Here is a 22,450-nt window from a genome sequence, read left to right as displayed (position 1 = left end):
ATTACGGGCTGTGGTGCCGAATCCAGGTATTTTGCCCCACGGGGGCAGTTTTATCGTCAGCTGCGAGGTCCACGACGCGACCGTGCGGACTGGTCGCCGCCCACGCCGCGCCGAAGAGCAGGACCTGGTTGAAGAGGTAGAGGTAGAACAGCACGCCGACCGCGCTCGCGACCAGGCCGTAGGCCGGGTTCCGCTCGACCAGGCCGACCAGATACTTACCCACCGTGTTGAGCAACGTGATGCCGATGCCGACCTGGAGCACCGGCGGCACCATCCGGCGCACGGTCATCCGGAGCCGGGGCACGGCGGCCAGCAGGGCCGACGCCAGCAGCATGTTGATCGAGATGGTGGCGACCCAGCTGACCGTGGTGAGCAGCCAGCTCGCGTGCCCGTCGGAGAGCCAGGTGAGCAGCCGTTCCAGCAGGTTGACGGCGCCGACCGAGAGCCCGACCAGAACCAGGATGCCGAGCAGCACGCCGAGATCGACGAGCTGGCGGATGCCGTAGAAGCCGGGGTGCTCGTTGACCCGCCAGATCAGGCGCTGCGAGGAGCGGATCGCGTCGACCCAGCCGAGGCCGGTCCAGACCAGACCGACCAGGCCGATGACGCCGACCGTGCGCCCGCTCTCGAGCACCTGTTGGAGGTTGAGGAACGGCAGGTTCTGCGCGAGGAAGTCCCGCACGATGTCGAACAGGTCGTCGTTGTTGGAGAGCAGGATGCCGAAGATCGAGTAGCCGATCAGCAGCAGGGCGAACACCGCGAAGAAGCCGTAGTACGCGATCGCCGCCGCCAGCCGGCCGCCGCTCACCTCGTCGTAGCGCAGGATCGCCCGGCTGAAGTGATCGAAGTAGGGAGACCGGTGCCGCCATTTCATCAGCACCGCGACGGCGCCGTCATAGACCCGGTCGATCACGTTCACGGCATGACCGTACCCACGAAGTCAGCCGCCGAGCGGGAAGTCACGCCGGGGCCGCCAAGGCCCCTCGCCACCGTGCGAGAACAGCGTGAACGACCGGACGTCGAAGCGGGCGGAGAAGTCCGAAAGGTCGTCGAAGACCGCGTCCAGCGCCGCGGCCGGCACGTCCTGGGCCACGGTCACGTGTGGATGGTACGGAAACCGCGAGTCCCGCTGCAGCCCGTCGGCCGCCCTGATCGCCTCGGCCAGCAGCTCGCACTCGCTGATGCCCTGCGCGAGCGTCACGAAGACCACCTCGGTGATCGGCCGGAACGTGCCGGTGCCGCGCAGGTGGATGGTGAACGGCGGCTGCCCGTACGCCACCGTCACCAGGTGCTGCTCGACCTCGGCCAGCAGGTCGGTCGGCACCTCGGTCGGGCCGAGCAGCGTCACGTGTGCCGGCGTGAACGCGGCCTGCGGGTCGCCGGCCTCGCTCCGGCGGCGGGTGAGCTGCGATCCCCACGGTTCGGGTATGTCGATCGCGACGCCGATCCGGGTGGTCGTCGCCACGCGGTCAGGCCCCGCGGGCCGGGCTCAGAAAACCGATGTTCTGGTACGCCTGCCCGAGCGTCACCGCGGACACCGCCCTCGCCTTCTCCGCGCCCACCGCCAGCACCTTGTCCAGGTAGCCGGGGTCCTCGAGGTAGGCCCGGGTGCGCTCCTGGATCGGCTTGACGAACTCGACCACGACCTCGGCCAGGTCCTTCTTCAGGTCGCCGTAGCCGCGGCCGTCGTACTGCTCGAGCAACTCGTCGATGGTCCGGGTGGTCAGCGCGGCGTAGATGGTCAGCAGGTTGCTGATGCCGGGCTTGTTCACCTCGTCGTAGAGGATCTCCCGCCCGGTGTCGGTGACCGCGGACTTGATCTTCTTGGCCGAGCGGGCCGGTTCCTCGAGCAGCTCGATGATGCCATTCGGCGAGGAGGCCGACTTGGACATCTTGGCGGTCGGCTCCTGCAGGTCGGTGATCTTGGCGGTGTCCTTGACGATGTACGGCGCGGGCACCGTGAACGTCGGCCCGAACCGGGTGTTGAACCGCTGCGCCAGGTCGCGGGTGAGCTCCAGGTGCTGCCGCTGGTCCTCGCCCACCGGCACCTGGTCGGCCTGGTAGAGCAGGATGTCCGCGGCCTGCAGGATCGGGTAGGTGAACAGGCCCACCGAGGTGGAGTCCTGCCCGGCCTTGGCCGACTTGTCCTTGAACTGGACCATCCGGCCGGCCTCGCCGAAACCGGTGATGCAGTTCAGCACCCAGGCGAGCTGGGCATGCTCGGGGACGTGCGACTGGACGAACAGCGTGCAGCGGTCCGGGTCCAGGCCGAGAGCGAGGAGCTGGGCCGCGGAGAGTCGTGTGCGATTGCGCAAGGCGACCGGTTCATGTCCGGCGGTGATCGCATGCAGATCGACCACGCAGTAGAACGCGTCGTGCGAGTCCTGCAAGGCCACCCAGTTACGCACCGCGCCCAGATAGTTTCCGAGGTGGAACGAGTCGGCGGTGGGCTGGATGCCGGAAAGCACCCGCGGGCGAGGGGCGGCGTCGGACATGAGCGCCATTGTGACAGTCTCGGCCCACTTCCCGTAAACCGCCCGGGCTTGCGACAGTCGGATGTTCGGTCATGTTGACTTATGATCGTTCATGATGGAATCTAAAAAGCACATCCCCGAGCGAAGGGCGCAATGACGTGAAACTGCTCGTCACCGGAGGCGCCGGGTACGTCGGCAGCGTGACCAGCCGGCTGCTGCTGGACGCCGGACATGACGTGACGGTCCTGGACAATCTCAGCACCGGTTTCCGCGAGGCGGTAGCGCCCGACGCGACCTTCGTGGAGGCCGACCTCGCCGATGCCGGCACCGTCCTCACGGCCGGCTCGGGCTTCGACGCGGTGCTGCACTTCGCCGGCCTGATCGCGGCCGGTGAGTCGATGACCAGGCCGGAGATCTACTGGGACCACAACGTGATCCGGTCCCTGCGCCTGCTCGAGGCGGTGCGCGCCGCGGGCGTACCCAAATTGGTCTTCTCCTCCACCGCGGCCGTCTATGGCAATCCCAGTGAGCTGCCGATCACCGAGGGCGCCGTCAAGGCGCCGACCAACACCTACGGCGCCACCAAGCTGACCTTCGACCACGCCCTGACCTCGGAGGCCTTCGCCCACGGGCTGGCCGCCGTGTCGCTGCGCTACTTCAACGTGGCCGGCGCGCTGATCCGGCCCGAAGGCCAGGACGTCGGCGAGCGGCACGACCCGGAGACCCACCTGATCCCGATCGCGCTGCAGGTGGCGGCGGGCAAGCGGGAGAAGCTGCAGCTCTTCGGCGACGACTACCCGACCGCGGACGGCACCTGCGTCCGGGACTACATCCACGTCGAGGACCTCGCGCGGGCTCACCTGCTGGCGCTGGACGCGGCGGTCGCCAAGGAGCACCGGATCTACAACCTGGGCACCGGCAGCGGCTTCACCAACCGGCAGGTCGTCGAAGTGGCCCGCGAGGTGACCGGCCACGAGCTGCCGGTCGAGATCGCGCCGCGCCGCGAGGGCGACCCGGCCAGCCTGGTCGCGTCGTCCGCGCTGGCCCGGGCCGAGCTCGGCTGGACGCCGCAGAAGGCGACCCTGCACGACATGATCGGTGACGCCTGGACGTTCTATCGGACCCATGTGGCGTGATCTGATCAGATCATGAGTGACGTCGCATCGACCTTCCGCGATCAGTACGGGGCCGAGCCGGAGGGCCTGTGGGCGGCGCCCGGCCGGGTGAACCTGATCGGCGAGCACACCGACTACAACGACGGCTTCGTGCTTCCGTTCGCGCTGCCCGAGCGGGTGGTCGCGGCGGCGTCCCGGGCGTCCTCCGGGTGGCGGGTCTGCTCCGACCTGCAGGACGGGTCCGTCTCGTTCGACTCCCCGGGCGAGCCGGGCACGGTGACCGGCTGGGCGGCGTACGTGGCCGGGATCGTGTGGGCGCTGGCCGAGGCGGGGCACGACGTGCCACCGGCCGACCTGGCGATCACCTCGGACGTCCCGCTCGGCGCCGGGGTGTCGTCCAGCGCCGCGCTGGAGTCGGCGGTGCTCACCGCGCTGATCGACCTCGGTGGCCTGGACATCCCGGTGGCGGAGCGCCCGGCGCTGGCCCAGCGCGGCGAGAACGTCTACGTCGGCGCGCCGACCGGGATCATGGACCAGTCCGCGTCGATCCGCTGCGAGGCGGGCCGCGCGCTGTTCCTGGACTGCCGGTCGCAGGAGGTCGAGCAGATCCCGTTCGACGTGGCCACCGAGGGCCTGGCCGTGCTGGTGGTGAACAGCAACGCGCCGCACCGGCACGTCGACGGCGAGTACGGCGCCCGCCGCAAGGCCTGCGAGGAGGCGGCCCGGACGCTGGGCGTGGCCGCGTTGCGCGACGTCGCCACGGACGACCTGGAAGACGCCCTCAAACGGCTCGACGACGACGTGATGCGGCGCCGGGTGCGGCACGTGGTGACCGAGAACCAGCGGGTGCTGGACACCGTGTCGCTGCTGCGCTCGGGCCGGATCCGGGAGATCGGGCCGCTGATGACCGCGTCGCACGCCTCGATGCGCGAGGACTTCGAGATCACCGTGGCCGAGGTCGACGTGGCGGTGGAGACGGCGCTGATGGCCGGCGCGTACGGCGCCCGGATGACCGGTGGTGGCTTCGGCGGCTGCGTCCTGGCGCTGATCGACGCCGAGCGAGCGGACGCCACCGCGGCGGCGATCGCCGAGGCGTACGAGAAGAACGGTTTCACCGCGCCCACCCCCTTCGTCGCGGTCCCGAGCCAGGGAGCGACCCGCCTCTGAGCGGTCCGGGTCCGTCGCGCGGAGGACCCACCCGATCGTCCCCGCGCCGGACGACATCGCCTGTTCTCGATGACAGCATCGGTCGTGTTGGTTCAGCACGAGGGGGAACGATGTTGAGACGCACACTGACCGTCGCCGTGGCGGCCGTGCTGCTGCTGGTGGCACCCGCGACCGCGGCCGCCGCCGCACCGTCCGGTGTGGATCTGCAGACGAAACTGGACGCGGTGGCCGAGGCCGGGATGCCGGGCGTGTTCGCCGAGGTCCGGGACGGCCGCCGGGTGTGGTCGCCGACCGCCGGGGTGATCGACGTACGGTCCGGCCGGCCGGTCCGGGACGGCCTGCGGCACCGGGTCGGCAGCATCACCAAGACGTTCGTGGCGACCACGATGCTGCAGCTCGCCGGCGAGCGGAGGGTCGCACTGGACGCGCCGATCGGCCGTTACCTGCCCGCCCGGCTGGTGCCGAAGGAGGTCGGCGGCCGGGTCACCGTCCGGATGCTGCTCAACCACACGAGCGGGATCGGCGACTTCGACACCGAGCTGCTGCGGTCCGCAGAGGACATCGTCGAGGTCGGCCGGACGACCTACACGCCGGAGCAACTGGCCCGTATCGGGCTGGCCGCCGCCCCGACCACCGGCTGGTCGTACTCGAACACGAACTACGTCCTGGCCGGTCTGATCATCGAGAAGGTCACCGGGCACAGCTACCGCACCGAGGTGAGCCGGCGGATCCTCCGGCCGCTGCACCTGACGGACACCTATTTCGAGGGGTCCGACCCGACGATCCGCGGGCCGCACATGCACGCGTACGTGCCGTGGTCGCCGGACGGGGAACTGCGTGACTTCACCCGCTACAACATGTCGTGGTTGTACGGCGCGGGCGAGATGGTGTCCACCGCGGACGACCTGAACGTCTTCTACCGCGCCCTGCTGACCGGCCGGCTGCTGAGCCCGGCCCTGCTCGCCGAGATGAAGACCACCGTGCCGACGGACCCGGAAAACCCCGAGGCCGGCGGGTACGGCCTGGGGCTCTACTGGATCCAGCTACCCGGCGGAAAGGTGTGGGGCCACGACGGCAGCGTGATCGGTCACCAGACCGTGTCGTGGCACACCGAGGACGGCAAGCGGCAGATGACGTACGCGCAGAGCATGTCGTTCTACCAGACGGCGCCCGGCGTGCCGCACCCGATCGACGTCGCGAGGGCGCAGTTCTGGATCGCGGCCTTCAGCGACACCGAGGCGGTGACGGCGAGGTCCGCGCCGGACCTCAGCCGCCACCTCGTCGGCTAGTGTCTCGTGGATCAGCCAAGTGCGAGGCGCGCTCTGGGCCACGCCGCAGCCCTGGCTGATCCACCAGAAACGACCTAGCGCGGCAGCGGTTGCGGGTCGGCGGTCGGGCCCTTCACCACGGGCTTGCCGTCGACCCAGTCGACCCGGTCCAGCCAGAGCTGGCGGCCGGGCGACACGCTGCCGATCGCGTCCGGCGGCCACGCGTGGTAGAGCAGCCAGCTCTCCCCCGCCGGCGTGGTCACCAGGAAACTGTGTCCCGGCCCGGCGGCCGCCGGCGACGTCTTGAGGATCGGGTTCTCGGCGGCCTTGCGACACGGGCCGAGCGGGGTGTCGCAGGTGGCGTAGCCCATGGCGTACACGTCGCGATCGAAGGCGTTCGCTGAAAAGAAGAGAAAGAACGTTCGTTCCCGCTCGACCATCTGCGGCGCCTCGATCACGTGGTCCTCCCACGCGGCATCGTTGACCAGCAACTGTTTCGGCTCACCGGTCAGCGTCCGCCCGTCGGCGCTGAGCTCGGAGCCGTAGAGGTACGTCGGCTGCCCGATCGCGTTGCCGTCGTTCTTCCAGTAGAGGTAGCGCTTGCCGTCCGCCGCCGTGAACGGGCTGGCGTCGATCGACCCGCCCTCGTCGGCCTGGCAGATCAGCGGCTTGTCCGACTCGTCGACGAACGGCCCCTCCGGCTTCGCACTGAACGCCACCCCGATGCACTGCCGATCCGTGGCGGTCGACCGGGCCGTGTAGTAGAGCAGCCAGCCACCGTCACCCGCGATGACCTCGGGCGCCCAGGTGTTGCCCTTGGTGGCCCACGCTCCGACCTCGGGCATCGCATCCCCGGCGCCGGTCCAGGTCACGAGATCCTTCGAGGTCAAGATGGGTACGGCCGCGGCGGCATTGTTCGTCCCGTACGCGTACCAGGTGTTCTCATGCCGGATCACCCCCGGATCGGGGAAGTTGTCGGCGAACACGGGGTTGGTGAAAGTCGGCACCGGCACTTCGACCTCCTTGGCGCAGCCGGTAAGGGGAAGGATCAACAAGAGCGCCAGCAGCCTCACCATCGGCTGAACCTCAGGTAGTCGAACGAGGCCGTGACCGCCGGCACTGCGCCGCCGTGCGCCACCAGGCCGATCCGCGGCGTCGTGTTCGCCGGCAGGGTCCACACGCCGCCCCAGGTCCAGCGCCGCCCGTCCCGGCTCACCCCGGCGCGGTACTCGTGCTCGCCACTCGCGTCGGTCCGGTGCGCGAGCCGCAGCCAGGTCGTCTCGAGCCCGGGCGTGCCCGCGATCGTGCCGCCGTAGGACAGCGCGCCGGCGTACGGGATCTCGTACCCGAACTCGACCTGCCGGGTGTTCCAGATCGCCACCGCGGACAGCCGCGCGAAATGGTCGTCGTCCACATAGGCGATCAGGCCGGCCTGCTGGTAGTTACGGACGGTGTCCTCGCCCAGTGGCAGGGTCAGCTTCGTCTCGGCGATCCAGTTGCCCTTCGGCGCGTCGCGCAGCAGCACACCGGCGTCGTTGCTGGTCCCGGTCAGATCCTTGCCCTCGACCGGCCAGGTCAGCCGACCGTTGCTCACGGTGACCTTCGGATCCCTGATCGCCGTCCAGTTCCGCAGCGGGCGATCGAATCCGTCCTCGGCGATCACCCGGCCGGGCGCCGGGTCGGCAACCGGGCGCACCGGCGGCAGCGGACGCCCGGGCTTGTCGCGCAGGACGTCCGAGGCCCAGGCGCCCCCGCGTACCGAAGGCCAGCCTTTGATCCAGTCGAGCCGGTCGAGCAGCATCGGCCGCTCGTTGATCCCGAACGGCTCGTCCAGGTACGGGTCGTCGCGGTCGATCGCGTGGTAGACGAGCCAGTCCTGGCCGAGCCGGTCGGTGATCAGCCCGTTGTGGCCGGTGCCGACCCAGCGGTTGCCGTTCGGCGCGATCACCGGCGTGCCACCGGCCCGGGAGACGTTCAGCGACTGGCCGAGCTTGTCGACGAACGGGCCGCGCGGATCCCGGGAACGTCCGGCGGACACCGAGTACCCGGTGGTCGGCCCGGCGCAGCAGTTCGCCGACGACGCGAACAGGTAGTACCAGCCCGCGTGCCGCACCACGTACGCGCCCTCGAACTTGTTGTCGATCGCGACCCTGCTGGCCGTGCCGGTCAGGTGCAGCCCGTCCGCGGTGAGTTCGCTGACCCAGATCCCGCCGAAGTAGCTGCCGTAGTACAGGAACTTCCGGCCGTCGGGGGTGGTGAGCTGCGCCGGGTCGAAGGTCCACAGCCAGCCGCCGTCGCCGCTGGGACGGGGCGCCACCACGGGCGTGTCCACGAAGGTCCAAGGGCCGGTCGGCGTGGGTGCGGTGGCCGCGCCGATGGCCGAGGCGCCGGGCGCGACGGTGGTCTCGGTGACGGTCACGTACATCACCCAGCGGCTGCCGATCTTCCGGACGTCCGGCGCCCAGAAGGCGGCGTTGTCCGCGGCGAAGGCCGGCTTCTGCCCGGCGGCGAACGCGTCACCGACGTACGTCCAGTCGACCAGGTTCGACGACCGCCCGATCGGGATCCGGTGCGCGGCCTTCTCCCCTTCCCGCAGCGGGTCGGTGGTGCCGTAGCCGTAGTAGTAGCCGTCGCCACCGGGCACGATCACCGGGTCCGCGAAGGTGTCGGCGAAGCCCCGCGAGATCGGGTTGGCGTGGGCCGCCGTCGGGATCAGGACCAGGACGACGGCCAGGAGACCGAGCAGCTTCTTCATCGTTACCCCTTAAGGCCGCTGCGGGAGACGCCCTCGATGATGTACCTCTGGCACACCACGAAGAGGATCAGCACCGGGATGCTGGCCAGCGCGGCGCCCGCCATGATCACCGGGTAGTCGGTCGTGTAGGCGCCCTGGAGCGTGGCCAGGCCCGGCGGCAGGGTCAGCTTCTCCGGACTGAACAGCACGTAGACCGGCCAGATGAAGTCGTTCCAGTTGGTCAGGAACGCGATCACGGTCAACGTGGCCAGCCCCGGCTTGGACAGCGGCAGGATCACCTTGGTGAAGATCTGCCACGCGTTGGCGCCCTCGATCAGCGCCGCCTCCTCCAGTTCCCGGGGCAGCGCGGAGAAGAACTGGCGCAGGAAGAACACGCCGAACGCGCTGGCCGCACCCGGGATGATCAGCGCCCAGACGCTGTCCAGCCAGCCCAGCCGGTCGACCATCAGGAAGTTCGGGATCAGCATCACGAAGCCGGGCACGAACAGTGTCCCGACGATCAGCCCGAAGATCACGTTCTTACCGCGGAACTTCATCCGGGCCAGCGGGTACGCGGCCATCGACGCCACCACCAGCACGACAATCGCCTGTCCCGTGGCGGCGACCATGCTGTTCAGGAACCAGCGCAGCACCGGTGTCTGACTGCCACCGGCGAAGAGCGTCTGGTACGCCCGGGTGGTCGGCTCCGCGGGCAGCCACGCCGGCGGGATGGCCGTGGCCTCGCTGGTGGTCTTCAACGAGGTCAGCAGCATCCACACGAGCGGCGCCACGAAGACGACGCTGATCCCGATCAGGACGGTGTACCAGGCGATTCCTTTGAGGTTGGCCTTCATTCCGGTCAGGGGCGGCGGCGGGGAGGTAGGACGGGGGCTCATTTGTCCTTCTCTCTGAACAACCGGAACACGATCACGCTGACCAGCAACAACCCGAGCGTGAGGAAGTAGCTCATCGCGGCCGCGCTACCCATCCGGTAGCTGCGCAGGCCCTCGTCGGCGATGTACATGATCGCCGTCCGCGTCTCCACCCCCGGCGCGCCCTGCGTGATCAGGTACGACTGACCGAACATGTTCGCCGAGGCCAGGATCGTGTTGATCACCACGAAGGTGAGCACCGGCCGGAGCCCGGGGATGGTCACGTGCCGGAACTCGGCCCAGCGCCCGGCGCCGTCCACCCGCGCCGCGTCGTACAGGTCCCGCGGGATGTCCTGCAACCCGGCCAGATAGATCACCGCGTTGAAGCCGAGCGTCCACCACACGGTGACGCCGACCAGCGAGATCCACGCCCACGGCAGGCCGGTGGTCCACGGGATGTCTGTTCCGAGAAGGGAGTTGACCATGCCGAGGTTGGGGTCCAGCAGGAAGCGCCAGAGCAGGCCGATCACGGCCACCCCCAGCACGTACGGTGCGAAGTAGACGGCCCGGAACAGCGTGCGGCCGGGGAACGCACGGTTGAGCAGCAGCGCCACGCCCATCGGCGCCACGATCAGCAACGGCACGCTGGCCACCGTGAAGATCCCGGTGGCCTCCATGCTCTGCCAGAAGAAGTCGAACACCGGCGAGGCGCTGTCGAAGAGCGCCGCGTAGTTGGCCAGGCCGACGAACGGCTTCCCGGGCAGCAGGTAGTCCCAGTCGTGCAGGCTGATCCAGATGCCGTAGACCGCGGGCACCAGCGTGAACGTCGCGAAGATCGCGACGTACGGCAGCAGGAAGAGATAGGGCGTGGACCGACGCATGCTCAGCCGTACTTCTTCTTGTTCTGCTCCAGGATCTGGCCGGCCTTGGCGGCCGCGTCGGCGAGCGCCTTGGCCGGCTCCTTACGCAGCAGGATCGCCTCGTTGACCGCGACGTCCATGGTCGCCATGGCGTCCGCGATGCCCGGCACCGACGGCGGGAAGTGCAGGTCGTCGATCTGCGTGCCGATCGCCGACTGCTCCTTGAGCCCCTTGAACTCGGCGCTCTCCCGGACCTCCTTGCGGGCCGGCACCTGGCCGCCCTTGGCCCACTCGAGCGACTGCTGGCTGATGAAGTTGATGAACACCTTGCCGGCGGTCAGCTTGTTCGGGTCATTGGCCTTCTGCTTGAACTGCACGAAGTTGTGCGACCCGGCCCACGCCGCCTTCTGCGTGCCGATCTGCGGGAGGGCGCTGACGCCCCACTCCAGACCCTTCACACCGTTGAGCGTGTTGATGTTCCAGATGCCGTTCCAGTTGAAGGCGGCCTTGCCGTTCTGCAGCGCGATCGCGTCGGCGTCCTGGGCCACGTTCTTCGGGCTGTAACCCTTCTTGACCAGGTCGACCAGCCAGGTCAGAGCCTTCACGCCGGCGTCCTCGGCGAACATCGGCTTGCTCGCCGCGTCGTCGAAGAGCTGGCCGCCGAACTGCCAGGTGAGCGACTCGAACTGGTGCACGCCGGTGAACGGGAACGGGCTGGCCCAGTGCCCCTGGATCCCCTTGGCCTTCAACGCGTCCAGGGCGGCCAGGTACTCGTCGCCGGTGGTGGGCGGCTTCTCCGGGTCGAGGCCGGCGGCCTGCAGGACCTTCTTGTTGTAGAACATGCCCTGCGGGTGCACGTCGAGCGGGATCGCGTACCGCTTGGAGTTGTAGACCCCGGCCCGCCACACCGGCGGCGAGAAGTCCTCCTCCTTGAGCTGGAGCGAGGCGGCGACGTCGTCGAGCGGCAGGACCACGCCGCGGGCCGCGTTGGTGGCCACCTGCTCGACATGCATGATGCCCAGGTCCGGACCGTTGCCGGTGGACACCGCGGCCGGCACCTTCTGGTAGTAGTCGGCCCACTCGTACACGTTCATCGTGACCTTGATGTTGGGGTTGGCCGCGTTGAACTTCTCCACCAGCGACTTCATCACCGGGCCGTCGCCGCCGGTGAAGCCGTTCCAGAACGTCAGCGCGACGTTCGGGCCGGAGTAGCTGGTCGCCGCGGGCTGGGCGTCACCGCCACCGCCGTTCACGACCGGGTTGGGTCCGTCGTCGCCGCAGGCGCCGAGCAGGACGGCACCACCGGCGCCGACACCGAGGCCGAGCAGGCCGCGGCGGGTCAGGTTATCGGTCATCGTTGCTCCTCGAAGGTCAGGGCGTGCCAGGAGAGCGGGGGAAGGGCGACGGAGGTGCCGCCGGACTGGGTGAGGGGTTCGGTCGTCGCGCCCTCGGCCATCCACAGGTGGTCGCCGGGGCGGTGCTTCGGGAAGGCGCGCAGGTCCAGGTCGAGCCGGATCTGCTCGGTGCCGCGGTTGACCGCGAACACGGACAGCGCGCCGGACTCCGGGTCGTGGGTGGCGATCGCGTCGACCGCGGGGACGTCGCCGTACCGGCCGGTGGCCATCAGGGGCGAGGTCACCGCCGCGCGGAGCACGGTGCCGCGGGCCAGCCGGGCGGTGTGCGCGAACGGGTGGAAGGTGGTCTGCCGCCAGGCCGGGCCACCTTTTTGCGTACGGATCGGCGCGATCACGTTGACCAGCTGCGCCTGGCAGCCGATGGTCAGCCGGTCGGCGTGCCGCAGCATGCTGATCAGCAGGTTGCCGACCACCATCGCGTCGGTGACGTCGTACTCGTCCTCGATCAGCTCCGGGGTGTCCTCGATGCCGCGGTCCTCCGGCTCGGTGAACCGGGACTGGTACCAGACGTTCCACTCGTCCAGCGCCAGGTTGATCCGCTTGGTCCGGCGGAGCTTGGCCCGGACGTGGTCGGCGGTCGCGATCACGTCGGAGATGAACCCGTCCAGCCCGTACGCGGAGGCCCGGAAGCTGGCCGGGTCGTCCTTCTCGGGGTCGTAGTACTGGTGCAGCGAGAGGTAGTCGACCTGGTCGTACGCCTCCTCCAGGACGGTGGCCTCCCAGGCGGCGAAGGTCGGCATGTCGGCGTTCGAGCTGCCGCACGCGACCAGCTCGATGCCCGGGTCGACCTTCTTCATCGCCGAGCCGGCGCGGGAGGCGAGGCGGCCGTACTCCCGGGCGGTCATCCGGCCGACCTGCCACGGGCCGTCCATCTCGTTGCCGAGGCACCAGAGGCGTACGTCGTGCGGCTTGGCCACCCCGTGCTCGCGCCGCCGGTCGCTGATCGCGGTGCCCTCGGCGAGGTTGCAGTACTCGACCAGTGCGGCGGCGTCGTCCACCCCGCGGGTGCCCAGGTTGACCGCCATCATCGGTTCGACCCCGGCCGCCGTGGCCCAGCGCATGAACTCGTTCAGCCCGAAAGCGTTGCTCTCCACCGAGCGCCAGGCCAGGTCGAGCCGGCGCGGACGCTGGGCCGCCGGGCCGACGCCGTCCTCCCAGCGGTAGTTGGAGACGAAGTTCCCGCCCGGGTAGCGGACCGTGGTGACGCCCAACTCGCGGACCAGCTCGAGCACGTCGGTGCGGAGGCCGTCGGCGTCGGCCGCCGGGTGACCGGGCTCGAAGATGCCCGTGTAGACGCACCGGCCCATGTGCTCGACGAACGAGCCGAAGAGCCGGCGGTCGACCGGAGCGATCACGTAGGCGGGGTCGAGGGTGAGCTGCGCCACTGACATGGACACTGTTTACAACGTTGGATACAACGTTGTAAAGAGATGACGTTGGTTTCGTTACGGAGAGATTTCCTAGGTCAGCCGGTGCTTTCGCGGGTGATCAGACGGTGTTGGACCCATACCTCCCGCGGCGGTTCGGCGGTTTGCCCGATCCGTTCCGCCAGCAGGTCGATCGTCAGCTCCGCGATCCGTGCGGCGTCCGGCGCGATGGTGGTCAGCGTCGGCGTGCTGAACCGGCCGTCCTCGACGTCGTCGAAGCCCGCCACCGCGACGTCGCCGGGCACCGTCCGCCCGCTCCGCAGCAACGTGCGAAGAGCACCCAGGGCGAGCAGGTCGTTGAAGCAGAACACCGCGTCCGGCGGGTCGGGCAGCGCCAGCAGACGCTCCATCGCCGCCGCGCCGTCCGCCCGGTGGAAACTCTCGGCCGGCACGACCAGCGCCGGATCGTCGGGCAGCCCGGCCTCGGCCAGCGCCCGCCGGTAACCGGCCAGCCGCAGGTGCGCGGTCATCGCCGACGGCCGGTCCTGAGCGCCGATCGCCGCGATCCGGCGCCGGCCCAGCCCAGCCAGGTGCCGGGTGGCATCGGCGGCCGCCGCGGTGTTGTCGATCGCCACGTGATCGGCCGGGCCGGCGGACACCCGCTCGCCCAGCAGCACCATCGGGGTGCCGTCGCCGCCGCTGGTCAGCTCCTCGCCGGTCAGCGCCAGCGGACTGAAGATCAGGCCGTCGATCGCGTGCCGGCGCAGGCCCGCCACCAGGTTGCGCTCCCGGTCGGCCTGGCCGTCGGTCTGGTCGATCAACACGGTCCACGACCGGCGCTCGGCGGCCTGCACGATCAGCCCGGCGAGCTCGGCGAAGTACGGCGACTGCAACTCGGGCAGCGCCAGCGCGATCACCCCGGACCGGCCGCTGCGCAATTGCCGGGCGGCGACGTTCGGCTTGTAACCCAGCTGATCGATCGCGCCCTGCACCCGCGCCCGCGTGTCCGGCGCCACGTGCAGATAGCCGTTGACCACGTTTGACACGGTCTTGATGGACACGCCGGCCAGGGCCGCGACATCCTTCAAGCCCGGAGGCACCAGCCTCGCCCCCTCGTCAACCGCCGACCCCCGGACTATAACAACGTCCGCCGGATGCAACCTCCGAGGCACGGGAGGCGGTCAGGGGGGCGTGAGACTTCAGGAGGCTCGTGATGAACGAGCGTGATGAGCAGTTCCACGATTTCGTGCTGGCCCGCAGGGCCGGCCTGGTGCGCACCGCGACGCTGCTGACGGCGGGCGACGCGCATCTGGCGGAGGATCTCGTGCAGGGAACGCTGACCAAGCTCTACGTCGGCTGGCCGGCTTTCCGCCGGGCGGACAACCCCGAGGGGTACGTGCGCCGGGCGCTGGTCAACGCGCTGACCGACGAGCGGCGCCGGTTGTGGCGCCGGCGCGAGCGGCCGGTGGCCGAGATCCCGGACCAGGTCCACCGAGGCCCGGACGACGTGCCCGGCGGCGACCGGCTGCGTCAGGCGCTGAAGGAGCTTCCGCCCCGGATGCGCGCCGCGGTCGTCTTCCGCTACTTCTACGACCTCGGCGTCGCCGAGACCGCTGACGCCCTCAACTGTTCCGAGGGCACCGTCAAGAGCCAGACCGCCCGTGCGCTCGACCGGCTGCGCACCGCTCTCGAGCCCCGTGGCTCGTTTCTTCGGCAAGGAGTGAATCGATGATGGACCTTCGTGACGCATTCGAGGACGTGGCCGGGCGGCCGGTCGCGCCGACCATCCAGCAGGCCGACACCGACCTGTCGCGTGGACGCACCGCGCTGCGCCGGCGCCGGGCGATCCAGACCGCCGGTGGCTCGCTCTTCACGGTCGCCGCCGCGGTGGCCGCCTTCGCGGTCGCCACCTCCGGCACGGCCACCGGCCCCGGCGGCACCGAGGCCCAGGCTCCGCCCGCCGCGTCGGCCAAGAGCATCCAGCTCGTCGCCTACAAGGGTGAGCAGCCCAAAGGCTTCACCGTCGACACGGTTCCGGACGGCTGGTTCGTCCAGGCCGTCAACGAGTACGCGCTGGTGATCGCCCCGGACAAGGCCAAGAACCCGGGCCCGGGCGTCGACCCGTCCAAGGCGCCGATCTACGACCCGGGCGACTACTCGAACAAGATCGCCGTCTTCCTGGAGAGCAAGGACGCCGGAACCCCGCAGGGCGAGAAGATCAAGGTCGGCGACGGCGACGGCATCCTGCGCAAGAGCCTGCGCGGCGACGTGTCGGACGCCAACGGAAAGCCGAGCCCCGAGCCGGCCCGCGCCGACGGCGACTACGGCTCGACGATCTTCGTCAAGCAGCCCAAGAACGTCTACCTCGCCGTCCAGTTCTGGGGCGGGCTGGGCTTCAGCAAGCAGCAGATGACCGAGCTGGCCGCGGGCGTCCACGTGCACAAGGCCGTGCAGGGCGTCGGCTGACGCTCTTCCTTCAGCGAGAAAGGGGGCGGGCCTTCGGGCCCGCCCCTTTGCTCTGAGCACATATGTGCATCACCGCGTCGTGGGCGCTATGACGCCTCGATGATCATGCCGGCGGCGACCGTACGGTTGCTCGACTCGTCGATCAGCACGAAGCCGCCCGTCGTCCGGTTGCGCCGGTACTGATCGGCCAGCAGCGGCATCGCCGTCCGCAGCTTCACCCGGCCGATCTCGTTCAGGCTCAGCGACTCGGCCGTCTCGTCCCGGTGCAACGTGTTCACGTCGAGCCGGTACTGCAGGCCGCGCACCACCGTCTTCGCCGTACGCGTGGTGTGCTTGATCAGGTATTTGCTGCCGACCGAGAACGGTGCGGACTCGTCCATCCAGCAGATCATCGCCTCGATGTCCTGGGCGACGGCGGGCGCGTTGTTCGGCCGGCAGATCATGTCGCCCCGCGAGATGTCGATCTCGTCGGTCAGCCGCACCGTCACCGACATCGGCGGGAAGGCCTCGTCCAGTGGACCGTCGGCGGTGTCGATCGAAGCGATCGTGCTGGTCAGCCCGGACGGCAGGACCATCACCTCGTCACCCGGCTTGAGCACCCCGGAGGCCACCTGGCCGGCGTAGCCCCGGTAGTCGGTGATCGTCGTCGACTGCGGGCGGATCACGTACTGCACCGGGAAGCGCACGTCGACCAGGTTGCGGTCCGACGCGATGTGTACGTGCTCCAGGTGGTGGAGCAGGGACGGGCCCTCGTACCAGGGGCTCTTGTCCGACCGGGAGGCGATGTTGTCGCCGTTGAGCGCGGAGATCGGGATGACCGTGAGGTCCGGAGCGTCGAGTTTCGCGGCGAACGAGGTGAACTCGTCCGCGATGCGCTCGTAGACCGACTGGTCCCAGTCGACCAGGTCCATCTTGTTGACGCAGAGCACCAGGTGCGGGACGCGCAGCAGGCTGGTCAGGAAGGCGTGCCGGCGGGACTGTTCGACCAGGCCCTTGCGGGCGTCCACCAGGATCAGCGCGAGGTCGGCCGTGGACGCCCCGGTCACCATGTTGCGGGTGTACTGGATGTGTCCCGGGGTGTCCGCGATGATGAACTTCCGCCGCGGCGTCGCGAAGTAGCGGTACGCCACGTCGATCGTGATGCCCTGCTCGCGCTCGGCGCGCAGGCCGTCGGTGAGCAGCGCGAGGTTGGTGTACTCGTCGCCACGCGCCGCGCTGACCGCCTCGACCGACTCGAGCTGGTCCTCGAAGATCGTCTTGGTGTCGTACAGCAGCCGCCCGATCAGCGTCGACTTGCCGTCGTCGACACTGCCCGCGGTGGCGAACCGGAGCAGGTCCATGCCACGCGCCGGCGCCGACTCCGGCTCGAGAACTGCCTGGGACATCAGAAGTAACCCTCTCGCTTGCGGTCTTCCATCGCGGCCTCGCTGACCTTGTCGTCGCCGCGGGTGGCGCCGCGCTCGGTGATCCGGGTCGCCGCGACCTCCTCGATCACCTTGTCCACCGTGTCCGCCTCGGAACGCACCGCGGCGGTCTGGGAGGCGTCGCCGACGGTCCGGTAACGCACCCGCTCGACGCTGGAGGTCTCGCCGTCCTTGAGGCGGATGAACTCGTTCACGGCGTAGAGCATGCCGCCGCGCTCGACGACCTCGCGGTCGTGCGCGTAGTAGATGGCCGGCAGCGGCACCCGCTCCTTGGCGATGTAGTGCCAGATGTCCAGCTCGGTCCAGTTGGACAGCGGGAAGACCCGGATCGACTCGCCCGCGTGATGCTTGCCGTTGTAGAGCGACCACAGCTCGGGGCGCTGGTTCTTCGGATCCCACTGGCCGAACTCGTCGCGGAAGCTGAACACCCGCTCCTTGGCCCGGGCCTTCTCCTCGTCGCGGCGGGCGCCGCCGAAGAGCGCGTCGAACCGGTATTTCTCCACCGCCGCGAGCAGCACCGGCGTCTGGATCCGGTTGCGGGTGCCGTCGGGCAGCTCGCGCACCTTGCCGGTGTCGATCGCCTCCTGCACGCTCGCGACGACCAGGTTGAGGCCCAGCGCAGCCACCCGGGTGTCGCGGTACTCCAGCACCTCGGGGAAGTTGTGCCCGGTGTCGATGTGCATGACCGGGAACGGGATCTTGCCGGGCGCGAACGCCTTCTCCGCCAGGCGGAGCATCACGATCGAGTCCTTGCCGCCGGAGAACAGCAAGACCGGGCGTTCGAACTCGGCCATGACCTCGCGCATCACGAAGATGCTCTCGGCCTCCAGGGCATCGAGGTGTGACACTCGGTAGGTCTTCGTCTGACTCATCGTTATCTTTCTGACTCGCGCTGGGCTGTTGGTCAGGTTACCGGCAGATGACGCTGCAGCGCTGCGAGCAGTCTCGGCGCAAGATCCTTACGACAGACCACCAGGTCGGGCAGTTTGGGATCGGCCTGGTTGTATTTCAGCTCAGATCCGTCGATCCGGCTAGCGTGCAGCCCCGTGGCCGACGCCACAGCGACCGGTGCGGCGGAGTCCCACTCGTACTGGCCGCCGGCGTGCACGTAGGCGTCCGCGTCACCGTTGATCACCGCGGCGATCTTCACGCCGGCCGATCCCATCGGGACGAGCTCGGCGCCGATGTCCTCGGCCAGGGCGGTGACGAAGGCGGGCGGACGGGTCCGGCTGGCGGCGATCCGGATCGGTCCGCCGGTCGCGGCCGAGAGAGGCAGCGGAGGGTACGCCGGTGGGTGATCGGTCGCCATCGTCCGGTGCTGGGCCGGCATCGCCACCGCACCGGCCGCCAGGCAGCTCGGGCTGGAACAGTCCGCCGTCCAGAGGGCCACGTGCACGGCCCAGTCGGTGCGGCCCTCCTCGGAGAACTCCCGGGTGCCGTCCAGCGGGTCGACGACCCAGACCCGGGACGCGTCCAGCCGATCCGGGCGCATCGCGTTCCCGCCGCTCCACGCCAGGCGGGACTGGTCGTCCTCCTCCGACAGCACGGCGTCCGCGGGTCGCCAGCGGGCCAGCTCGGTACGCAGCAGGTCGTGCGCGGCCTTGTCACCGGCCGCTTTCAACGCCTTACCGTCCGCGTACCCGATGTCCTCGCGCACCTGGAGCAGCAGCCGCCCGGCGCGGTCGGCGAGCCAGCGTGCGAATGCCGCGTCGATCACCGGCGGGGTGCCACCCTCGGCCGACGGTTCGCGCTGACCGGTGATGCGCGCCGACGCCTTCGTCTCGCTCATGTGCCGCTCGCCTTCCCTCTAGTAGGCCCCGGAGGACCGAACCACCGCCGTCATGGTCCGCAACAGGATCACCAGGTCCAAACTGAGGGACCAGTTCTCCACATAGCGCAGGTCCAGTCTGACCGCCTCCTCCCAGGAAAGGTCCGAACGGCCGGAAACCTGCCAGAGACCTGTCATGCCGGGTTTGACCGCAAGCCGGCGACGGACGTCGTCGGCGTAGGCGGCCACCTCCGACGGGAGCGGAGGCCGGGGGCCGACCAGCGACATCTGACCGGTCAGGACGTTCAGCAGCTGCGGAAGCTCATCCACCGAGAACCGGCGCAGCCATCGACCGACCGGGGTGACGCGCGGGTCGTCGCGCATTTTGAAGAGCACACCGTCGTGCTCGTTGAGGTGCCTCAGCTCGGCCAGCCTGGCCTCGGCGTCGACATACATGCTGCGGAACTTGAAGATCCGGAACTCGCGGCCGTCACGACCGACGCGAACCTGCCGAAAGAGTACCGGCCCGCGACTGGTCAACCGGACGCACAGTGCGACGCCCAGCAGCAGCGGGCTGAACAATGCAAGGAGGAGCAGTGCTCCCAGCCGATCCACCAGTTCCTTGACCAGACGGATTCCGCCGTGCAGCCGGGGGTGCTCGACGTGCAGCATGGGCAGGCCGTCGAACGGCCGGATGGTGGTCCGGGCGCCGGCCACGTCGATCAGCGCGCTGGCCACGACCAGGTCAACCTCGTCGCGTTCCAGCCGCCAGGCCAGCCGGCGCAGCACCACGCCGTCCAGTTCCGGGCAGCTGAGCACCACCACGGTGTCCGCGTCGGCGGCGTCCACCGCGGTCGCGACGTCGTCGAAGGTTCCGTAGACCGGCAGGTCGACCAGGCCGTCGTAGTCGGGCGGCAGGCAGCAGCCGACGACCTCGAGGCCGTGATACCGCTCACGCCGGAGCTGCCGGGCGATGCCGATCACGCTGAGTTCGTGGCCGACCACGATGACGCGCCGCAGTCGCTCGCCGCGGGCTCGCGCGTTGTGCAGCCGCTTGCGCAGCGCGAAGCGCAGGACACCCGCGGTGATCACCGCCGTCGGGATGGCGGCCAGGACATAACTGCGGGCCAGATCAAGATCCAGCGCGTACGACAGGACGGCCACGCCCGCGATCAGGCCGACGCCACCCCGGAACACCCGCTGGTACTCGTCGGTCCCGACGAAGAGGAAGCGCCGCTCGTACGCCCGGCTCACCGCCAGCACCACCAGCAGCACCACCGGCAGCAGCGCGGAGAGCAGCAGATACCACCGGTTGTACGGGGTCACCACGTCGCCGAAGCGCAGCCCGAACATGGCCGCGCCGGCCGCCACTCCGGCGAACAGGTCGGACAGCACCAGGGCGCGGACGTAGCTGCGTTCCCACCGCTGCCGGCGGGACATGGCGGCGTGCCGGCCACGGACCCGGACGAACGGCCGGGACGGCGGACGCACCGCCATCGACCGGCTGGGCTCCGGCGTCCAGAGCCGCTCGACCGCCCGGTTGCGTGCCGGGCCTCCCTCGGCGGCCAGCGGCGGGTGGTTCAGGTCGCCGGCGCCGGCCGGTGGCGGGCTCGTCGGGATCGACGGCGCCGGGATCCGGTTGCGGCTTCGCGGTGACGGCCGGTGCGTCCGCGGGCCGTGGTTGGCCGGCGGATGGTTGGCCGGAGCGTAGTTCTCCGGGACCGGCGTCGGATCGGGGTCGGTGTAGCCGTACTCGCGCCGCTGCGCCCCGATGACCGGGAGCGTCACGGTCGGTTCGGTGAGCGCTCGGTCACGCCCTTCGGACAGGTCGCCTCGCATCCGAACCTCCCCACGTTCGCCGGACGGACCGCACCGTGCGGTGCGTTCACGTGACCAACGCGTGGAGCCCGATCTGCGTCACGGCATGGATAGACGGACAAAAAGGTCTAAAGGATCTATCCGATTTGAGCCTTGCCGGATTACGAACCGTGGTATTTGTTCTGCGCCCACTCGACGCCCTCGAGCACGATCGCCTCGGTCACGTCGGCCGCCCGATCGACGAGGAACTCCAGCTCCTTGCGCTCCGCCGAGGAGAAGTCGGACAGCACGTAGTCGGCCGGATCCTGCCGGCCAGGCGGGCGGCCGATACCGAACCGGACCCGTGCGTACTCCTTGGTGGACAGCGATTTCGACATCGAACGCAGCCCGTTGTGACCACCCTCACCGCCGCCACGCTTCGCGCGGACCTGCCCGTACGGCAGATCCAGTTCGTCGTGCACGGCCGCGATGTTCTCCAGCGGCACCTTGAAGAACTGGGCGAGCTGGCTGACCGGGCCGCCGGACAGGTTCATGTAGGTCAGCGGCTTGACCAGGATCAGCTTCGGCCCGCCGAACCCGAGATGCCCCTCGGCGACGTCCGCGTGCGCCTTCTTCGACCGGCCGAACTTCCCGCCGACCCGGGACGCGAGGAGGTCGGCGACCAGGAAGCCGACGTTGTGCCGGTTGCCCGCGTACTCCTTGCCGGGGTTACCCAGACCCACCACCAGCCAGGGCTCGCTCATCGCCACTCCAGAGAGACAGACAGATCAGGGGAAGCGCCACACGGGCACTTCCCCTGATGAGAGACGTTAGATCAGGAAGCGGATTCCTCGGTGGCGGCGCCCTCGGCCGAACCCTCGGCGGACTCGCCCTCCTCGCCGGTGTCGCCCTCCATCTGCTCGGCGGTCTGCGCCTGGCTGATGTTGGCGAGCACGAAGTCCGGCTCGACGGCCAGCTCGGTGCCCTGCGGCAGGTTGACGTCGGCGGCGGTGACCTGCGAACCCGCCTCCAGGCCCTCGATCGAGACGTCGAAGCCGGACGGCAGGTGCATGGCCTCGGCGACCACGGCCAGGGTGGTCGACTCGCTGACCACCAGGGTGTTGCGGGCGGCCTCGCCGACCAGCGTCACCGGGACGTCGACCTGGACCTTCTCGCCGCGCTTCACGATGATCAGGTCCACGTGCTCGTACGTGTCCTTGATCGGGTCGCGCTGGATCGCCTTGGGCAGGGCGAGCGTGGCGCCCGAGGCACCGACGATGTCGATGGTGAACACCTGGTTGAGACCGCCGTGCCGGATCGCGGCGGCGAACTCACGGGCCGGGAGGGCGATGTGCTGTGGCTTCTCGCCGTGACCGTAAAGCACGGCGGGCACCAGGCCGGCCCGGCGCGTGCGGCGGGCACCACCCTTGCCGAACTCGGTGCGGGGCTCGGCGCTGATCTTTACCTCGGACACGGGGAAACTCCTGAAACTCAACTGAACGGCTGCGTCATGTCGGCGGGCTGCGGGCTGCGGCGGTGCCGGGCGAGAGGGGCGCGCTGGGCACAAGCCCGGAGCACCGCGTCGATAACGGCGCCTCCACCAGGACTGCGAACTTCAGCAGTCCACGGGGCACCCTCGCCGTGGCAACCGCACCAGCTTACCTGCCCACACACCACATCGAAGAACCGGTCCCCGCCAAGAGCAAAATCACGACACGACAGG

The 22,450-nt window shown here is 69.5% G+C and carries 21 protein-coding genes; 5 read left to right on the top strand and 16 right to left on the bottom strand.

Annotated elements, in window-relative coordinates:
* Nucleotide 1 precedes the first annotated feature (1 nt).
* The 3 genes from QSK31_RS14025 to trpS are packed head-to-tail and all read right to left on the bottom strand — an operon-like array spanning nucleotide 2 to nucleotide 2,495.
* Nucleotides 2–919, bottom strand: coding sequence for a YihY/virulence factor BrkB family protein (locus tag QSK31_RS14025; protein WP_285684120.1), 918 nt, complete (start codon nucleotides 917–919; stop codon nucleotides 2–4).
* 21 nt (nucleotides 920–940) lie between these two features.
* Complete coding sequence (locus QSK31_RS14020) at nucleotides 941–1,465, bottom strand: 2'-5' RNA ligase family protein (protein WP_285684119.1); 525 nt, start codon at nucleotides 1,463–1,465, stop codon at nucleotides 941–943.
* 4 nt (nucleotides 1,466–1,469) lie between these two features.
* Complete coding sequence (gene trpS, locus QSK31_RS14015; RefSeq protein WP_285684117.1) at nucleotides 1,470–2,495, bottom strand: tryptophan--tRNA ligase; 1,026 nt, start codon at nucleotides 2,493–2,495, stop codon at nucleotides 1,470–1,472.
* A 137-nt stretch (nucleotides 2,496–2,632) separates the two neighbouring features.
* On the opposite strand from trpS, the gene galE reads away from it, so the two are divergent.
* The 3 genes from galE to QSK31_RS14000 all read left to right on the top strand — a co-directional run bounded on the left by galE (nucleotide 2,633) and on the right by QSK31_RS14000 (nucleotide 6,045).
* The gene (galE, locus tag QSK31_RS14010; protein WP_285684115.1) at nucleotides 2,633–3,610 is read left to right on the top strand and encodes a UDP-glucose 4-epimerase GalE; all 978 of its coding nucleotides are present in this window, start codon (nucleotides 2,633–2,635) and stop codon (nucleotides 3,608–3,610) included.
* Nucleotides 3,611–3,622: 12 nt separating this feature from the next.
* Nucleotides 3,623–4,756 carry a galactokinase gene (gene galK, locus QSK31_RS14005; protein ID WP_285684114.1) on the top strand — a complete coding sequence of 378 codons (1,134 nt, stop codon included), beginning with the start codon at nucleotides 3,623–3,625 and terminating at the stop codon, nucleotides 4,754–4,756.
* Nucleotides 4,757–4,959: 203 nt separating this feature from the next.
* Nucleotides 4,960–6,045 carry a serine hydrolase domain-containing protein gene (locus QSK31_RS14000; protein WP_502872959.1) on the top strand — a complete coding sequence of 362 codons (1,086 nt, stop codon included), beginning with the start codon at nucleotides 4,960–4,962 and terminating at the stop codon, nucleotides 6,043–6,045.
* Between the two features lie 74 nt (nucleotides 6,046–6,119).
* Here the strand turns inward: QSK31_RS14000 and QSK31_RS13995 are convergent, their stop codons facing one another.
* The 7 genes from QSK31_RS13995 to QSK31_RS13965 form a co-directional block, all read right to left on the bottom strand.
* The gene (locus QSK31_RS13995) at nucleotides 6,120–7,100 is read right to left on the bottom strand and encodes a glycoside hydrolase family 43 protein (RefSeq protein ID WP_285684110.1); all 981 of its coding nucleotides are present in this window, start codon (nucleotides 7,098–7,100) and stop codon (nucleotides 6,120–6,122) included.
* Nucleotides 7,094–8,779 carry a glycoside hydrolase family 43 protein gene (locus QSK31_RS13990; RefSeq protein ID WP_285684108.1) on the bottom strand — a complete coding sequence of 562 codons (1,686 nt, stop codon included), beginning with the start codon at nucleotides 8,777–8,779 and terminating at the stop codon, nucleotides 7,094–7,096. The genes QSK31_RS13995 and QSK31_RS13990 overlap by 7 nt, the downstream gene beginning before the upstream one ends.
* Nucleotides 8,780–8,781: 2 nt before the next feature.
* On the bottom strand, nucleotides 8,782–9,654 hold the full coding sequence (locus QSK31_RS13985) for a carbohydrate ABC transporter permease (protein ID WP_285684107.1): 873 nt from the start codon (nucleotides 9,652–9,654) through the stop codon (nucleotides 8,782–8,784).
* A complete protein-coding gene (locus tag QSK31_RS13980; RefSeq protein ID WP_285684105.1) occupies nucleotides 9,651–10,511 on the bottom strand; it encodes a carbohydrate ABC transporter permease in 861 nt (286 codons plus the stop codon). The genes QSK31_RS13985 and QSK31_RS13980 overlap by 4 nt, the downstream gene beginning before the upstream one ends.
* A gap of 2 nt (nucleotides 10,512–10,513) precedes the next feature.
* Complete coding sequence (locus QSK31_RS13975) at nucleotides 10,514–11,845, bottom strand: ABC transporter substrate-binding protein (RefSeq protein ID WP_285684103.1); 1,332 nt, start codon at nucleotides 11,843–11,845, stop codon at nucleotides 10,514–10,516.
* Nucleotides 11,842–13,296, bottom strand: a complete 1,455-nt coding sequence (arfA, locus tag QSK31_RS13970) for an arabinosylfuranosidase ArfA (RefSeq protein ID WP_285684101.1) — start codon at nucleotides 13,294–13,296, stop codon at nucleotides 11,842–11,844. The genes QSK31_RS13975 and arfA overlap by 4 nt, the downstream gene beginning before the upstream one ends.
* A 74-nt stretch (nucleotides 13,297–13,370) precedes the next feature.
* Nucleotides 13,371–14,360, bottom strand: a complete 990-nt coding sequence (locus QSK31_RS13965) for a LacI family DNA-binding transcriptional regulator (protein ID WP_502872954.1) — start codon at nucleotides 14,358–14,360, stop codon at nucleotides 13,371–13,373.
* Nucleotides 14,361–14,485: 125 nt separating this feature from the next.
* On the opposite strand from QSK31_RS13965, the gene QSK31_RS13960 reads away from it, so the two are divergent.
* Nucleotides 14,486–15,004 carry a SigE family RNA polymerase sigma factor gene (locus tag QSK31_RS13960; RefSeq protein WP_502872953.1) on the top strand — a complete coding sequence of 173 codons (519 nt, stop codon included), beginning with the start codon at nucleotides 14,486–14,488 and terminating at the stop codon, nucleotides 15,002–15,004.
* A complete protein-coding gene (locus tag QSK31_RS13955; protein WP_285684097.1) occupies nucleotides 15,001–15,738 on the top strand; it encodes a hypothetical protein in 738 nt (245 codons plus the stop codon). Before QSK31_RS13960 ends, QSK31_RS13955 begins: the two co-directional genes overlap by 4 nt.
* An 86-nt stretch (nucleotides 15,739–15,824) precedes the next feature.
* On the opposite strand, the gene cysN is transcribed toward QSK31_RS13955, so the two are convergent.
* The 6 genes from cysN to QSK31_RS13925 form a co-directional block, all read right to left on the bottom strand.
* Nucleotides 15,825–17,123 (bottom strand): sulfate adenylyltransferase subunit CysN, encoded by a 1,299-nt coding sequence (gene cysN, locus QSK31_RS13950; protein ID WP_285684096.1) that lies wholly within the window; start codon nucleotides 17,121–17,123, stop codon nucleotides 15,825–15,827.
* On the bottom strand, nucleotides 17,123–18,034 hold the full coding sequence (gene cysD / locus QSK31_RS13945) for a sulfate adenylyltransferase subunit CysD (RefSeq protein ID WP_285684095.1): 912 nt from the start codon (nucleotides 18,032–18,034) through the stop codon (nucleotides 17,123–17,125). Before cysD ends, cysN begins: the two co-directional genes overlap by 1 nt.
* A gap of 32 nt (nucleotides 18,035–18,066) precedes the next feature.
* Nucleotides 18,067–18,951 (bottom strand): 3'(2'),5'-bisphosphate nucleotidase CysQ, encoded by an 885-nt coding sequence (locus QSK31_RS13940; RefSeq protein WP_285684091.1) that lies wholly within the window; start codon nucleotides 18,949–18,951, stop codon nucleotides 18,067–18,069.
* 18 nt (nucleotides 18,952–18,969) lie between these two features.
* Nucleotides 18,970–20,769, bottom strand: a complete 1,800-nt coding sequence (locus QSK31_RS13935; protein ID WP_285684090.1) for a sugar transferase — start codon at nucleotides 20,767–20,769, stop codon at nucleotides 18,970–18,972.
* 140 nt (nucleotides 20,770–20,909) lie between these two features.
* The gene (gene pth / locus QSK31_RS13930) at nucleotides 20,910–21,491 is read right to left on the bottom strand and encodes an aminoacyl-tRNA hydrolase (protein ID WP_285684089.1); all 582 of its coding nucleotides are present in this window, start codon (nucleotides 21,489–21,491) and stop codon (nucleotides 20,910–20,912) included.
* Between the two features lie 71 nt (nucleotides 21,492–21,562).
* Nucleotides 21,563–22,201 carry a 50S ribosomal protein L25/general stress protein Ctc gene (locus tag QSK31_RS13925; RefSeq protein ID WP_285684088.1) on the bottom strand — a complete coding sequence of 213 codons (639 nt, stop codon included), beginning with the start codon at nucleotides 22,199–22,201 and terminating at the stop codon, nucleotides 21,563–21,565.
* Nucleotides 22,202–22,450: the final 249 nt, after the last annotated feature.

The sequence above is a fragment of the Actinoplanes sp. NBRC 103695 genome (assembly GCF_030269485.1).
Classification (GTDB): Bacteria; Actinomycetota; Actinomycetes; order Mycobacteriales; family Micromonosporaceae; genus Actinoplanes.
Note: the sequence above shows the minus strand (reverse complement) of the source record. Positions and strands in the feature narration are given on the sequence as shown.